We start from the raw sequence: 16,729 nt of genomic DNA, 5'->3' as shown, positions 1-16,729 counted from the left end.
ATTTTTTTGGTGTGTTTGACTATTTATTACCCATTAATCACATTTATTCACATTTTTTGATCAAATTTGCTTTAATACACGTGCGATAATTCTTGTTAGAATATAATTCGGTGTCTTTAATACTGTTATTGACTACTTTTACTATTAAGAAAACCTCAAGGAATTCTATGCGTCCTTATTCTTTACTCTGGGCATGTTTACTCAGCATTGGTGTTACAAGCCAAGTATCTGCCCAAACAAATTCATCTACTCAAACAGATGCTGATGAAACTGTATCAACAGCAACGAATGAGGCTGTTACTGCGGATGCGATTCCTGATGGAAATTCGGTAGTTGAACAACAAGATTCTAAACATCCTAGAATTGATGCTTTAAAAGATCTTAAAAATCTTAATTCTCATGATTTAAAAGTAAATGCCAATGCGTCTCAGCCTGACAGCGTAAAAGATCCATTACAGCCGTTAAACCGTGAGCTTTATCAGTTCAATGATATGTTAGACCGTAATATTGCTCGACCATTAGCAGTTCAATATGTACAAAAAGTTCCAGGCGAAGTTCGTAGTTCATATCGTTTGTTTAGGAAAAATATGGGTGAACCATGGAATGCTGTAAACCAAGTCGCTCAAGGTCGTTTTAGCCGTGCTGCAAAAAGCCTCGGACGCTTTACAATTAATACCATTACTTCTTTAGGTTTAGCCGATCCAGCTCGTCGTCTTGGTTTAGGTACAGAAGAAGAAAGCCTTGGTATGACTTTAGGTTATTATGGTGTTCCAAGTGGACCTTATTTGATGTTACCTATATTAGGACCAAGTACTTTCCGTGGTGCTTTGGATTATCCTGCTGAAAGTTATGCTAAGCCAATGACTTATATTTTGTCTAATAACAATCAAACAGGATTGGCTTTAGGGCAAACATTCTGGAGTGGTATTGATTCTCGCTCTAACCTTTTAGAAGTTGAAGATGTCTTGCAAGGTGACCGTTATGCTGCGATCCGTGACATCTATCTACAGCGTTTAGCATTCCAAATTGCTGAAAAGAAAGGTCGAGGCCAAGAAGCTGTATCTTTCGTAGATGATGATACTGATGACACAATAGATTCAGGCGATACTCCGTAACAACAATATTTTGTTAAACTTATTTGCTAGTAATTTGTGTCGTTTTACTAGCAAAGTATCGTTATCTATAGTAAATCTACTTGCTATAACCGTTCATATTTTCAGGATCATCAATCTCTTCTATGTATTTCATTCAACCAAGTCGTCAAATTTCTAGCCTTGAGCACGTCTTAAATGCTCTTCCGAGCTTACAGATGATTAACATTGAAGACATTCATCTTTATGATCCTACGATTATTACCATTGCTGATGTACATGATTTTTTACAACATCAATGGTCTTTACCGACTATTGTCATTGCCAAAGAAAATGAAGGTACTGAACTTTCTCAAGCTTGGGAATTAGGTGCATTAGCAGGTTGGATTTGGACGCGTTTACCTGCAAATTTAGAACATTCTTTATTTAAAATTGATGCTCAATATAAACGTAATCAAGACAGCCGAGATCTTCCTTCTGCCGCTGAATTACAAAAAAAGCTTCTACCCAATCCAATGGAATTGCAGAACTATAAAGTTGAAACTTTGTTTCAACCCTCTGCTTATTTGTCTGGTGATTGGTACGATTATTGGAAAATTAGCGATAAAGAAATTATTTTCTATTTAGCTGATGTTTCAGGGCATGGTGTGACTAGTTCACTACTTACGTCTTGGATGGCTGCATTTCATGGCCGTTCTAAAACACCAAGAGAGTTGATTAAGAAATTAAATGGGATGTTGGTTCAAGAAAATATCGAAAAACATATCACCATGCTGGCTGGTATTTTAAACCTTGAAACACATCAACTACGATGGTCTAGTGCAGGGCATTACCCTCCTCCAATTATTTTTGAGCCAAATCAAGCACCTCGCGTTTTAAACACCAGTAGTTTTCCTTTAGGTCTAACTGAAGATCTTGAAGTCGAAGAGTTCGAATGTATTTTGAATAAGCATGCTCGCTTCATTATTTGTTCTGATGGCGCGCTAGAACCATTTACAGGTGGTTTGAATGAACAATTCGCTCAATTGGTCTATCATTTGCAAAATCAATCATTTCGTGCGCCTGATCACGTTGCCGATGATATTGCCATTCTTAGCTTTCGAAGAATGAATTAATTTAAAATTCAATAACATAATCAAATATAGACTATTAACCTATACGCAAATGCTTGAGTATAGACTTGCGCTATGTGATAATTTTCCTATCCTTCTCTGCAAATGGCATTTATATGTCAACAGGTCATGTTGAATATGCAAGCTTGAATGGAACGCATATCTTCAAACTTATTGGTGAAGTGCGAGCCCAATCTTGTATAAGCTTAGACAAACTTTTGGCGAGGATTGAACAGCAAGAAAACGTCGTTGGCGCTATTGTTGATTTAACCGAAACCACATTTATTGATAGTACAGTTCTTGGAATACTTGCCAAATTAGGCTTAAAGCTTAAACAGGTTCATCATATCCAAGCGGTCATGCTGTCTACAAATCCAGACATTACCACTCTAGCCAATAGCATGGGCTTAGGGCAGGTTTTTGTCATCTTAAATTATTGTGGTGATTCTCAGGTTTGCACGCAGGCGTTGCTGGATGACAACGTAACGCATAATACGATGTTATGCACTGTTCTCGATGCGCACAAAACCTTAATGAAACTCAATGAAAACAATCAAAATATGTTTGAACCATTGGTCAAACAACTTGAAAAGCAACAAGATACAATGAAATGCACCGCGCCTAATCAGGAAAGCGTTTAATCATCATTTCAAAGTAATATTTTCAAGGATGCAATATGTCTTTACTTTCTGTTGTTCAAATGAATTCTCAAAATGACATTGAGGCTAACTTCAGTGTCATTGAGTCGTTGATTCAACAAAGTAAAGCAGATGGCGCATCTTTGATTGTTTTTCCTGAAAATTTTGTGTGTTTTGCCGCAGGTAAACAAAGGGAAACTGCTGAGCGTTTTGAAGAATTTCAACAACGTCTTGAGCAATTAGCACAGCAATATCAAATTTGGATTGTTGCTGGGACTTTGCCTTGCCCATTTCGCCCAGATGGTTCAATCATTACAGATGGTCGTGTACGCACAGTAAGCCTCTGTATCAGCCCTGAACGAACTGAAGCACGTTATGACAAAATTCACTTGTTTGATGTACAGGTGGGTGATGCTGTGGGCGGTTATCAGGAATCTAAATTCTTTGAACCTGGTACAGATGCTGTAGTTGCAAAAACCCCTTTTGGCAATATCGGCTTAATGGTTTGTTATGATTTGCGTTTTCCTGAACTTGCTCTCACACTTCGAGCGCAAGGTGCAAATATCCTGACAGCTCCCGCTGCATTTACCTTTACCACTGGACAAATGCATTGGCAATTGTTGCTTCAAGCTCGTGCAATGGACAGTCAATGTCAGGTACTTGGTGCAGCTCAACAGGGTTGGCATGGTGAAAAACGTCAAACTTGGGGACATGCAGGTGCAGCGAATAGTCGTGGACAGATTTTAGAGATTGTCGATGCAGAAGGTGCTCAATTGATTACTGTACCTTTTGATCTTGAAGAGCAAAATTCAATTCGTGCATCTATGCCATTGATGCAACATCGAAAATTAATCACATTCTAAGTTGTAAATTCAATTCAAAATTGATCCTGCGATTGATCAAAATTAAATAAAAATACAATTGCATTTAAACTCTTCTCTTTTGTACGATTCAGGCAAACAAATCAAAGTTTATTGGTTCATGCTCAAGATAATCATAATTTTACAAAAACACTGCTTATTCTTTTTTTAATTTAAGACAGGATAATGATTCCGATAAAATATTCAGGGAATCAAAATGTCTTTAGAAAAAGTAGTTTATACAGCACATGCAAAAGCAACAGGCGGTCGTGATGGTAGTGCCACATCTTCAGACGGTATTTTAGATGTTAAATTAGCTGTACCTAAAGAAATGGGTGGTGCAGGTGGTGGTACAAACCCTGAACAGCTTTTTGCAGCGGGTTATTCAGCATGTTTTCTTGGTGCGATGAAGTTTGTTGCGAATCGTGATCATTTAAAAATTACCCCTGATGTTTTTATCGAAGGTGATGTAGGTATTGGCCCTATTCCAACTGGTTTTGGTATCCAAGTCACTTTAAATATTCATTTAGAAGGCTTAGAGCAAGCTGAAGCACAAAAACTCGTTGATGCTGCACATATTGTTTGCCCATACTCAAATGCAACTCGTGGTAATATTGATGTGACATTGAATGTGATTGTTTAATTTTTTAATAAATAATTCAGATAGTTATATCTAAAAGAGCCAATTAGATTCTAATTGGCTCTTTTATGAATAGGTGTTTTAAAATTGATCAAACAATTGATATTAAAAATATAAAACATTTCGCATAAGCACCATTATGTTAAATGGGCATGGATCTAGTGGAAAATTCCAATTTTTTAAAATAATCAAAAATAAAGACTGTATAAACTTATTCTCTCTAAGAAGTAGTTTATAATTTCACCATTTATACCTTTTATTATTTTCAGTAAATCGGATGCTATAAAAATGTTGAAAAATATTGCTATTGGGGTTGTTGTTATATTTTCATTATATGGTTGCAATTCTTCTGCTCCTTTAAGAAATCAAGCACATGTAAAATCAATGTCCCCATCGGATTTTCAGAGATACTTAGATGAAGATACACAAATAAAATCTCAAATTAACCTTCCTCAGCCTCAGACAGAAAATGAAACTTGGGTTGATACTCAAAAGTCTAAATGTAAAATATTTACATCATCGCTATTTAAAAAAAATGACCCTACTGTGAAATTCTATTGGGATGGTGAATGTAAAGATGGTTTCGCAATAGGATTAGGAAGAGAATTTACTATTGGTAAACAAACCTATGTTGAAGCTATTGGAGAATATGAAGGAGGAAAAAAGCTACCTCAATATTTTTATCAATTTAATAAAGCTAATAAAAGATTCCATATAGGTTACTTGGAAAATTCACCTAAAAATATACTGCTCTTCCAAGGTATGCTAGATAATAACAATGTGTTTAAAAAAAGTATTATTTTTCGTGACTACGATCATAAGGAGATGTATGAAAAAATGTCTTTCGATGATGCAGGCATACAAGGAAAATTCTATGCAAGTACAGGTGGATTAAATATAAGTGAACAGATTTATAATTCCGATCCTTTACTAAAACAGCAATTAGTAGTGCAAGCGAAACAGAAGAAACTATATACATTTGAATCTTTTAATAATGGTAGAAAAAACTTTATCGATTTGAGTTCTAATGCCCCAATTTTAGTAGCCCCTTCTCAGAATTTACAGGATTTCATTACAAATAAAATGTCATTCCTTGATAAGAAAACAAGTAATACCAATGATATAGATTTAAGAAATACTTTGAGTGCTGAAAAAAAGGTTAATATTTATATCAATTTAACTTGTACTTCTTCTAACTATCTTAAAGAAGTTGGAAAAGATAATTATTTTGCAATTTGTTCTCCTTATAAATCTTTAGGAGTCTTTAATAATCAAATCGAGCAAGGAAAGGTATTTGTAAATCAGCAAAAGCAAAAAAAATTAGCAGATGTACAACAATATATGGCTAATCAACAACTTCAAGTTCAACAAGCAGAACAATTAAGGTTAGCGCAGCAACAAAAGACTCAAGAGGGCTGGACTGCTTTATTTAATGCAATTACTGAGGTAAGTAACGGAGTTGCGAATAGCTATAATCAACAAGCAGAAATGTATAAAAATTTCAGTAATAACACACCTACCCAGAGTTTCCCAGCGCTCAATAAACATAAGTCTACTTATAACTGTATCAATATTGGGATGAATACGACTTGTAGAGAACAGTAAGAATTTATATAGAGAACTGTTATGTGGATGACAGAGCAGGATACCCTATTAATTTAATGTGATGCACGTGAATTTTAGTAAAGGGAGACCTAATGGTCTCTCTTTAGGTTATGAAGTTTTTTGAATAGTTGAATTAATGGTAAGTTTTCCTAAAATTAACATAATACACCTTATGCGAAATGCTTAAACTTTTCCTATAAGCATCAATATCTTAGTTAAAGCAGCTCCATAGTTCAGCGCACTGGAACAGCTTTCCTGTGATTATTCACGTTCCACGTCTAAGTATTTGATCATTGTTCCACGATTTTAATTAGGTGCAATAAACAAACACATCACTCCGCCGCTTCATTGGTTACACGTAAAACCTCTTCCATCGTGGTTTTACCTGCTAACACCTTACGCAAACCATCATCACGAATTGAACCATAATCCTTACGTGCATAATCCTCAAGCTCATACTCCGCAGCATTACCATGAATCAAACGGCGCATAGGCTCATCAATCGGGACAATTTCATAAATCGCAGTACGCCCCGTAAAACCCGTATGCGAACAATGATCACAACCATTCGGTACAGGTAATTGCAAATTCAAATCCGTGCTGATAGGTCTAAACACATCTTTTTCAAATTGATCTGCATCACGCCACGTATGACAATGCGAACACAAAGTACGAACTAAACGTTGCGCAATTACACCAATCAAAGAACTCGATAATAAGAACGGCTCAATACCCATATCTTTTAAACGTGTTACTGCACCAATCGCCGTATTGGTATGCAAAGTAGATAAAACCAAATGACCCGTTAAAGAGGCTTGAACTGCAATTTCTGCGGTTTCCAAATCACGAATCTCACCGACCATTACCACATCAGGATCTTGACGTAACATGGCTTTTAAAGCACGTGCGAAAGTCATATCCACTTTGGTATTGACCTGAGTTTGTCCAATCCCTTCAAGTTGATATTCAATCGGATCTTCGGCAGTCAAAATATTTTTTGAGCCATCATTCAGATCAGACAAAGCCGCATAAAGTGTTGTGGTCTTACCAGAACCTGTAGGCCCAGTCACGAGGATAATGCCATGCGGACGATGAACCAATTGAGTTAACCGCTCATAATCATGCGGCATCAAACCCAAATGAGTCATATTCAAACGCCCTGCTTGCTTATCGAGCAAACGCATCACCACACGTTCACCATGCGATGACGGCAAGGTTGAAACACGGACATCGACCTCACGTCCTGCTAAACGTAGAGAAATACGACCATCTTGCGGAACACGTTTTTCGGCAATATCCAGTTTCGCCATAACTTTAATACGTGACACCAATAACGGTGCAAGCTCACGGCGTGGTTGTACGATTTCACGCAATTGACCATCTACACGTAAACGTACAGATAATTTCTTTTCAAAGGCTTCAATATGAATATCGGAAGCTCCGACTCGAATCGCTTCTGACAATAGAGCATTGATCAAACGGACAATGGGCGCATCATCTTCTTGATCCATCAAATCTTCAGTTTCAGGGACTTGATCCGCTAAACTGAGCAAGTCGGGATGATCTTCCAAACCTGCTGCAACTTGTTGAGATTCCCCAGTTTCTCCTGCATAACTAGAACTGAGCATATGATTAAATTCAATTTCACTACATAATTGATGTTGTGCTGTACGACCAAGATAGCGGCGTGCTTCCTGAATCGCAATTTGTGCGGTATCCTGACGACGAACAATAAAAACTTGGTCACCCTCATAACGCAACAGCACTCCATGCCGTTTTGCAAAACTATATGGTATTTGTAATTGTTTAAGGACTTGCATTTACAACTTATATTAATGATTAAAATTGCTTTGAGTGTACTCTATGCGTATGACAGCGTGAAGTCTGTTTTTGAAGATTTAATGATAAGGATGAACACTTTTGTCTAAAAAGAATGAACATCTAGAGCCAGAACTCCCTGATTTAAAATGGTGGGGAGAGCAACACTTTGAGCTTTCGCAATGCAAAGCTTGGCAATTCGGTTCAATGATGCTGCGACTCACACGTGGTATGCAAGAATGGCGTTTGGAATATTATCGCCCGCATTTCCAATATGACTATGAGCAGCAATGGCATCAGATTCATGATGTTAATTTCGGATTTCCTGAACCTGTGCATATTGAACGCTATATGTTTAGGGAAACCCATAGCACCTTTCGGTTGATGCCTCGATTGGCAGATCGTTCTGTGGTGATTCGCCCAGTTGATCCCATTTACATTCCAGCAGGACAACGAGGAACACTGTTTATCAGTACGCCACTTTGGGTTTCTGGCTTTGTACAAGCACAGAAAGAACCTTTGTTTGATATTCCAGTTATTCAACCCAAAGACACTTGGTTTGGCCCTGATCAACGAAATGGTGAAATGTGTTATGCCACTTCTGTCGATGGGCGTACTGAGCTTAATTTACTGCGTCCACGTGCTTTCCGCGCGGTAACACCTATAGATTTTCACAATGTCAGTAGCCATCAATTGCGTTTTGATCGCATGAATGTCCCTGTGCCTGCCCTCCCACTTTTTTATAGTGAAAGTACCAGACGACTTTGGACCTCACAAATCAAAGTGTTATATGAAGGGAATGATCGCCCTGCTCGTGTGAGAATTGAAAATCGTACTCCACCATTGGCTGGTGAAGTAACTTATGTACATCCACCACGTTCTCCAGGTGGCGCATTGTTCAATATGTTTGATTCATTCTTCTAAGGCTGAGGTAAAAATATGGCTGAATCCAATATTGCCAAAGACATTGCAGACAGCTTGAAAGGCATATTTACCAATGTGAATGTAGACCGTCTCAGTGAAATTGCCGTTGCACTGATTTTATGTTTTGTCGGTTTTGTTCTTGCAAGAGTTGTTTCTAATACTTTTATTCGAACCATTGGTGCACGTTTTAATGCACATCAACGTTTGGTTTGGCGTAGAGGTATTTTCTATTTTATTTTCTTACTGTTTGTCATTGCCAGTTTAAAAGAAGCAGGCTTTAAGCTCAGCGTATTTTTAGGTGCAGCAGGTATCTTGACGGTTGCCTTAGGTTTTGCCTCACAAACTTCAGCCTCGAACTTGATTAGTGGATTATTTCTGATCGGCGAAGGATCTTTTGAAGTTGGTGATACGATTCAGCTCACCCTCATTCGTGGGAACACCATTGAAGGTGAAGTGATTTCAATTGACCTACTTTCGGTCAAGCTTTTAACTTTAGACAATGTTTATGTACGACTGCCGAATGAACAGTTAATTCGCGCCCCCGTACACAATTTATCTAAATTCCCTATACGGCGCTTACCGATTATTGTGCCCATTAACTTTGATGAAGACATCAACAAAGTCCGTGAGGTTTTAATCAATATTGCAAATGCTTATCCCTTGGTTTTAGCCGATCCTAAACCACATGTCACTGTTTCTGCATTTGGTGAATCATCCATTGAAATTCTGTTTGCCTTATGGTGTAAGCAAGACAATTATTTACAAGTCAAAGATGAAATCCATGAATTTATCCGAAATCGCTTTGTTGAAAATAAAATTGAAATTGCTGTACCTAAAATTGGCTTTGTGGATCGCCCAGTAGTCACTGAAGCATCTCCCAATGAAGATCTTGATGACTACGCCAATGCTCAAGATCTTAAATTAGAGAAGAAGCAAGATAAGCAGTTGTAAAAATTATTAAAAATTTATTTTAAGCATGATGATTAAACACCAATCACCATGAAAAATAGAGATAGCCTTATATCTAATAATAGGGCTATCTCTATTTAGCATTCAGCAATAACAAATCATGCTCTAAATTATTAACCTCATAAAACCATCATTTTCAACTTCACTTTAACCTTTATTTTCAGTACTTGAATCTTTGTGTGCAGGCGGTAAAGGTGCAAAATAACCAATTACCAACATCACCAAACCACTGCCAATGAACGAGACAATTCGAGTAATGGTATGCGTATGAGAAAGATCCAAGAAAATCAACTTAGCAATCACCAATGCCAATACTGCAATCCCGATCATCCATACATGACGTAAGGCTTTTTTACTGGCAAATGTCGTGAGAATAAGTGCTAAAACCACCCACAGAATGGTTAAACTGGCCTGAACCGTTCCATTTTGCCATGCATCCACAGACCAATAAGGGAGCTGTAAGAAGTGATGCAAGCTGCGCAACATGATACTACTGATCAACATCAAACCTGTCAGAATCACCACTGCTACACTCGCAATCTGTAATCTACGTTGCTGTCCTTGCAATATCGGTTTAATCGAAACAATCAAAATAATGAACAGTCCAATACTCAATAGATCAATTGGATTCAATACAGTCACATAACTTAAATTCCAACGCCCATCATGGAACAAACTCACAGCCCATAAGCTAACTAAACCTAATCCAGCTACAGCAATGTTATTCACCCAATAATCTTGTAAAAATTGGAAAGGTTTAATTTTCAAAGAAGCCAGTAATACGGCGATTGGGAACAATAACAATAGCGGTGTAAACGACAGTGTATTTGATGCAAGCAAACCGCCAAATATTGCCATCAATACAACTGCAATGAACATAAGAAATTGGGCTAAAGGTCGACTGAGTTGTGCAGTAAATACTTTTAAAACAAAAATAAAGGCAATCTCCCACATGACAATCGTCATTAACATCGCTGAATGATACTGCGCTGAAATTGTCCAAAACTGGAAATCATCAACAACAAATAGACTCACTAAAGCAATTTCAACTGTACCTAAGAGCAATAATGCGACTGTGAAAAATAACCAAACCTGATCCAATACACGCTGTTTAAACCGATAGATCAAGGTTAAGACCGCCCACCACAATAACATTGGCAATGTAATGCTGCGCAGATCCCATGACAGCACATCAAACAATTGATACGCCAAATACGGCGTAAATAGGAATGAAATCAACAGGCTTATACATGCAAAAATACGATCCGATGACATGCCTACAGGCCGAGTTTGATATCTCAACCAATAGGCTGAAACAGCCAAGCTACAAATTAATAATGTCGCAGAAAAATAACGTAAAGCATCATCATTGAAAATCGCAACAACGACCGCTAATGCACTTGAGAATAGAATAATTGATGCAAAATTTCTTAAAGCTACAACTGCATAACGACTGGTGAACATCACCATAACTAAAGCTTGGACTGTCCACCAAAGTGAAATAATATCCGCCTGCCACAACATGACGGGAATCATGGCAAAGTAAAATAATCCACAGCCTGCAAATAACTGTACTGTTGTTGAAATCTGTCGTTGAACTTGATGTATTCGCCATGCAATTCCAATCGCCATAATGGTCAGAATAACCATCAATATTGCATTGTGATCAAGTAACTCCATTCTATACAACGTACAGCTATAACTTAGAACAATAAGCTGTAATGCAATAAAACCAGAGACTCGTGTCATCTCAATCAAGGATCTAAAAACTGCGCTAAACTTATGTTGAAGCGCCGAGTCCGATTGATCATTCTCGGCAATATCTTGCTTAGAAAATGATTTAGAAGCTGATTCATCCAATTCAGGTGTGTAGAAAATATATAAACTTGCCATCAAAGCAAAACACAAGAATGTGACTGCGAGTAAGCTGATATTTTCATCGATAAAAATACTTTTAAACCAAGAACCAACGCTTAAACCCAATAAAACAAGCCCAAACAACACGCTATTTTTAAGCTGATGACGACAACCAATCCAAATCAAAGCCAGTGCCTGAACCGCCCATCCTGTACTGGTCCATTGTGCATCCAGAGCAAAAGGTAAAACCAAAGCTAAAAAGGTTAATCCCAAACCATAGAAACTTTGAATCAATAAGGTTAGGGATTGATATTTTTTATGTAAAACATAACCAATCGCAAAATAAACCAATGCCAGTACAGCACTCGCCAAACTCAAACGGCTAGCGCTGTGATAAACCAATCCTGCATACAAGGTAAATGCCATAAACGGCGTAGCGAAAATTAAACCTGTATCAATCAACGGTATATTTTTAAAAGCAATTTTATATTTTGCAATGTTTAAGCTGTAACGTATAGAAATGAACAGATATAAAGCAAAATGTAGCCACACCAACACAGTTAATATGGAATATTGGTCTGGCTGAGCCTTGGCCCAAATACTTAAACCACCGACACCAAACGTTGCCAACAGCGAAACTGTATTCAAAATTCGCCACGGTTTAAAGAATGCAATCACTGCAAGCGCTATATTTAAAGCCAAATAATAGCTAAATAAAGCAGGGATATTATTGCTGCCTGTATTTAAAATAAAAGGTGCAACAAAACCACTGCCCAGTGCGATAAAAGCTAGAATTAGCGCATTTTGTCGTAATGCTAAAAGCAAAGTTATTACTAATAATACAATCAGCAGACCATAGCTCAATCCAACGGAAGTAATCACAGACAATTTGAACGCGCTAAATAGCACTAAGAAAAGTATGCCTAGCCCTGCCCCTTGTACACTAATCGCATAGCCATAACGCTTATGCCGTAATCGATATCCAACGACCGTCATAACAACACCAGCAACAGCGATCCCCACCATTTTACTGGTCAAAGTCGGTTGCCAATATTCACTGGCAAAACGTAGTAATAAAATAATACCGATGAATAAGATAATAATCGCAACACGAACAATGCTGTTGCCACCCTTAAACCAATCAACAAAAGCACTCCATAAAGACGTCATGCCTTTTAAGTCTTTGAGAAGATCGCTGTCTTTTAACTGGCTGTCTTTGGATAAAGATTGCTGTTTTTGTTGTACATCAGAATCTTGATTGATCTCCGAATGAATATTGGATAATGGCTCTGCATTACGCTCAGCACTCGTAATCACATGAGGGTTTTCAGATACTGTACCCTGCTCATGTATTTGTAATGCATCCGAATCAGGTATGGCTATGCTAGGGTCATTTGCACTTTCAATCGTAGGCACAGGATGATCAAACGGAATGGAGGTTTTGTGATCTATTGAAGATTGAATTTCGACTAGTTGTTCTTGTTCAGCTTTTTCAGCGCTCTGCATAGCTTCATGCATTCGGGCTTCAACAATCGGAGCTTGTGATTCAGTCGGTTTATTGAGTTGTTGCGCTGCAATTAAATCCTGAATTTGTCTTTGTTGAAAACGAATCATATTTTGCTGTTCAGACAATGCTCTAAACACAAAAATAAGAATAAAACAGAAGAATACACCTATGCCACAAATCCATCCTTGCTCATCTATCGCAAGCATTGCCAAGACAAACCCTGCCAGAGCAAACTGATTCAATTTCGCTAACCAACCATAACGATTCGACGTGCTGGTACGAAAATGGTTAGTTCGATAATGAGAACCTTGTTGACCACGCTGTTCTTGTTGTGAATGCATAGATTTCCTTGATCGGTTATTTATAGATTTACATCACGAATTATCAAATTATTTATACATTTTATAGAAAGCATCATATTACATTGTTTTTATTCGCAACACCCTTTAGTCGAAGTACGTATTTTCAATGTACACTATAGCCAGTTTAATCAATTAGAGAAATTGCCATGCCACCATTTGTATTGGTCGATGGGTCATACTTTTTATTTCGTGCCTTTCATGCACTCCCACCTTTAACCACATCAACTGGATTACAGACCAATGCAATCCGTGGCGCAATTTCTGCCATTCAAAAACTCATGCGCCGTATTCAACCTACACACATGGCGGTTATTTTTGATACACCAGAACCTACTTTTCGTCATGAACTTTCACCAATTTATAAAGGTGATCGTCCAAGCATGCCCGAAGAGCTTGCTCAACAAATTCCGTATTTACATGCTTTAATTCGTGCATTGGGTATTCCTTTACATATGTTACCCGGTGCTGAAGCCGATGACATCATTGGAACATTAGCCAAAAGAGCTGAGAAAGAAGGCTATCAAGTCCTGATTTCGACAGGTGATAAAGACATGGCGCAGTTGGTAACTGAAAAGGTTACCCTTGAAGACAGCTTCAAAGACAAGCCAATGGATATTGCTGGCGTCATTGAAAAGTTTGGTGTACGTCCTGACCAAATTATCGATTATTTAACGTTGATGGGTGATGCTTCGGACGGTATCCGTGGTGTGCCGGGTGTAGGTGCAAAAACTGCCGCTAAGCTATTGAATGAATATGATTCAATCGGTGGCATTTTAGAAAATGTCGATAGCATTAAAGGCAAAGTAGGTCAAAGCATCAAAGACAATGTCGAAGGGATTGCATTAGACCATCAACTGGCAAGTATTATTATCGATCTAGATTTAAACCTCACTTATGAAGATTTAAAACTGTGTGATCCTGACGTTGAAGCATTGCGTAATTTGTACACTGAACTTGAATTCCGTAATCAATTGCAGTCTTTAGATCACCCAAATAATCCAAACAACGGAACTTATCAGCAAGCGTCTAAGCAGATTGAAAAATCTGTGCAATCCGATCAAGCAACAACTACAGAAGCTGTAACTGACCATGCAACCAGTAGCAGTATTGATGATCGTTTAGGTGAAGCAAAATATCATACCGTTTTAAGCCAAGCCGATTGGGACAAATTGTTTCAGCGCTTAAGCACTGAAAAGCGTTTTGCGATTGATACTGAAACAACCAGTTTAGATTATCGTATTGCTGAAATGGTCGGATTTTCTGTGGCTTTCGATGCCAATGATGCCTACTACATTCCTTTAGCGCATGATTATGAGGGCGCTCCACAACAACTGAATCGTGAAGTCATTCTCAAACAAATTAAGCCGATTTTAGAAAATCCAAAAGTTGAAAAGATTGGTCATCATTTAAAATATGATGCGCATATTTTTGAGAATCACGGTATTCACCTTGAGGGCTGGTATTTCGATACCATGCTGGCTTCTTATGTGTTGAATTCTGTTGCCACTCGTCATGGTATGGATGATGTTGCTCGTGTCTATTTGACTCATTTGACCACAACTTATGAACAAGTTGCAGGTAAAGGTGCAAAGCAGAAAACCTTTAATCAAATTGAGCTTGAAACAGCAGCACATTATGCTGCTGAAGATGCTCATGTGACGTATCGTCTTTATGAAGTTTTAGACCGTAAACTGAAAGAAATTCCTGAATTAAGCGCTATTTTGCATAATATCGAAATGCCTGTTGCCAGTGTTTTGGCAACGATGGAAGAGAATGGGATTGAACTCGATTTAAGTTTCCTTGATCAACTCAGTGTAGATTTTGCTGAAACGATTCAAAGCTTAGAAAATCAAATTATCGAGATGGCTGGTGAATCATTCAATGTCGGCTCACCTAAACAAGTTGGTGAAGTCCTATTTGAAAAATTAGGCTTAAAAGGTGGTAAGAAAACTGCGACTGGGCAATACAGTACCTCCGAAGCTGTTTTAGAAAAAATCGACCATCCCATTACTTCATTAATTATTGAGTATCGTGGTTTAACCAAACTCAAAAGCACTTATACTGAAGCTTTGGTTAAACAAGCCAATTCTGAGTCACATCGTGTTCATACCAGTTACCATCAAGCACTTACGGCGACTGGGCGTTTATCATCTACCGATCCCAACTTACAAAACATTCCTGTTCGTGAGGAAATTGGTCGTCAAATTCGTAAAGCCTTTATCGCACCGAAAGGACGTGTACTGCTTGCTGCCGATTATTCTCAAATCGAATTGCGTTTAATGGCCCATTTTTCACAAGATGATGCTTTGGTTGATGCCTTTAAGCATGGACAAGATGTACATCGCCGTACAGCTTCAGAGGTTTTGGGTGTCGTACTTGAAGATGTGACCAATGATCAACGTCGTCAAGCGAAGGCCGTGAACTTTGGTTTACTTTATGGTATGTCTGAATTTGGTTTGATTCGTCAACTTGGCTTTACACGTGAAGAATCTCAAAACTATATTAAGCAATATTTCCATCGTTACCCAGGTATTTATGAATACATGCAACGTACTCGTCAAGTGGCGTTGGAACAAGGTTTTGTGGAAACAATTACAGGTCGCCGTTTATATACACCAGATATCGATGCTCGAAATATGATGGTGCGTAAAGGTGCTGAACGTGCAGCGATTAATGCGCCACTACAAGGTTCTGCGGCAGAAATCATTAAAATGGCAATGATTGAAGTCAATAAAATCTTACCGCATGATCAAGCTAAACTCTTGCTACAAGTACACGATGAATTGGTCTTTGAAGTTGATGAGACAATTGCAGATCAATTGGCTGAACAAATCCAAGATGTGATGCAAAAAGTTGTGACGTTATCTGTACCTTTAGTGGTTGAAGTCGGTAAAGGTAACAATTGGGATGAAGCGCATTGATAGCTTGATTAATTATCTGATGTTATATGCGAGTTGTTCTTAAAAGCTTTTCAATATGTTTTAAGAAGTAAATTGATACGCGGAAATGTCATCCGCAACGTGTTTGAGGCAAGACTAAATTTGCTATTTAATGGTTCTGCGATCCATCTTTTAGAAACTGGTATTTGCCGAGTTTTGCGGATGACAATGGTTTTGGGTACTTTTGCCGAAACAAAAGTACCTCGAGCCTGAGCTCAGTTAAAGCAATGCTTTAACTGTAGTGCAAGACGCAGTGGGCTAATCCCTACATATAAACTTTAAATATAAAACTTTGAATGGCTATTCTTTTTACATTTCAAATCACTATCTCATGAATAATCGGCATAAAAAGGACATGACTAGCTATTGTCAGTCAGGAAAGCATTTTAAGTCCCTCCTTCCTCCTC

Annotated in this window: 11 protein-coding genes; 9 read left to right on the top strand and 2 right to left on the bottom strand. The window is 38.0% G+C overall.

The features are described 5' to 3' along the window. The first annotated feature begins 167 nt into the window (after positions 1-167). The 6 genes from GGG_RS0116580 to GGG_RS0116555 all read left to right on the top strand — a co-directional run bounded on the left by GGG_RS0116580 (position 168) and on the right by GGG_RS0116555 (position 5,946). Positions 168-1,115 carry a VacJ family lipoprotein gene (locus GGG_RS0116580; RefSeq protein ID WP_010116881.1) on the top strand — a complete coding sequence of 316 codons (948 nt, stop codon included), beginning with the start codon at positions 168-170 and terminating at the stop codon, positions 1,113-1,115. Between the two features lie 122 nt (positions 1,116-1,237). Beyond that, positions 1,238-2,206 carry an RsbU family protein phosphatase GigA gene (gene gigA, locus GGG_RS0116575; protein ID WP_010116879.1) on the top strand — a complete coding sequence of 323 codons (969 nt, stop codon included), beginning with the start codon at positions 1,238-1,240 and terminating at the stop codon, positions 2,204-2,206. A 113-nt stretch (positions 2,207-2,319) separates the two neighbouring features. Next, the gene (gene gigB, locus GGG_RS0116570) at positions 2,320-2,844 is read left to right on the top strand and encodes an anti-anti-sigma factor GigB (RefSeq protein WP_010116877.1); all 525 of its coding nucleotides are present in this window, start codon (positions 2,320-2,322) and stop codon (positions 2,842-2,844) included. A gap of 35 nt (positions 2,845-2,879) precedes the next feature. After that, positions 2,880-3,704, top strand: a complete 825-nt coding sequence (locus GGG_RS0116565; protein ID WP_010116876.1) for a carbon-nitrogen hydrolase family protein — start codon at positions 2,880-2,882, stop codon at positions 3,702-3,704. Positions 3,705-3,918: 214 nt separating this feature from the next. Further along, on the top strand, positions 3,919-4,344 hold the full coding sequence (locus GGG_RS0116560; RefSeq protein WP_010116874.1) for an organic hydroperoxide resistance protein: 426 nt from the start codon (positions 3,919-3,921) through the stop codon (positions 4,342-4,344). A 285-nt stretch (positions 4,345-4,629) separates the two neighbouring features. Next, on the top strand, positions 4,630-5,946 hold the full coding sequence (locus GGG_RS0116555) for a hypothetical protein (RefSeq protein ID WP_010116872.1): 1,317 nt from the start codon (positions 4,630-4,632) through the stop codon (positions 5,944-5,946). Positions 5,947-6,278: 332 nt separating this feature from the next. On the opposite strand, the gene gspE is transcribed toward GGG_RS0116555, so the two are convergent. Further along, positions 6,279-7,766, bottom strand: coding sequence for a type II secretion system ATPase GspE (gene gspE, locus GGG_RS0116550; RefSeq protein ID WP_010116870.1), 1,488 nt, complete (start codon positions 7,764-7,766; stop codon positions 6,279-6,281). Positions 7,767-7,866: 100 nt separating this feature from the next. On the opposite strand from gspE, the gene GGG_RS0116545 reads away from it, so the two are divergent. After that, positions 7,867-8,688, top strand: coding sequence for a hypothetical protein (locus GGG_RS0116545; RefSeq protein WP_010116869.1), 822 nt, complete (start codon positions 7,867-7,869; stop codon positions 8,686-8,688). A 15-nt stretch (positions 8,689-8,703) separates the two neighbouring features. Beyond that, positions 8,704-9,639 (top strand): mechanosensitive ion channel family protein, encoded by a 936-nt coding sequence (locus GGG_RS0116540; RefSeq protein ID WP_010116867.1) that lies wholly within the window; start codon positions 8,704-8,706, stop codon positions 9,637-9,639. A gap of 165 nt (positions 9,640-9,804) precedes the next feature. Here GGG_RS0116540 and GGG_RS0116535 read toward each other — a convergent pair whose 3' ends face one another. Continuing rightward, positions 9,805-13,362, bottom strand: a complete 3,558-nt coding sequence (locus tag GGG_RS0116535) for a DUF2339 domain-containing protein (protein WP_010116866.1) — start codon at positions 13,360-13,362, stop codon at positions 9,805-9,807. Between the two features lie 167 nt (positions 13,363-13,529). On the opposite strand from GGG_RS0116535, the gene polA reads away from it, so the two are divergent. Continuing rightward, positions 13,530-16,304 carry a DNA polymerase I gene (polA, locus tag GGG_RS0116530; RefSeq protein WP_010116864.1) on the top strand — a complete coding sequence of 925 codons (2,775 nt, stop codon included), beginning with the start codon at positions 13,530-13,532 and terminating at the stop codon, positions 16,302-16,304. The last annotated feature ends 425 nt before the right edge of the window (positions 16,305-16,729 follow it).

This window comes from Acinetobacter sp. P8-3-8, from assembly GCF_000214135.1.
GTDB lineage: Bacteria > Pseudomonadota > Gammaproteobacteria > Pseudomonadales > Moraxellaceae > Acinetobacter.
The sequence above is the reverse complement of the archived record's forward strand: the minus strand, read 5'-3'. Positions and strand labels throughout refer to the sequence as shown.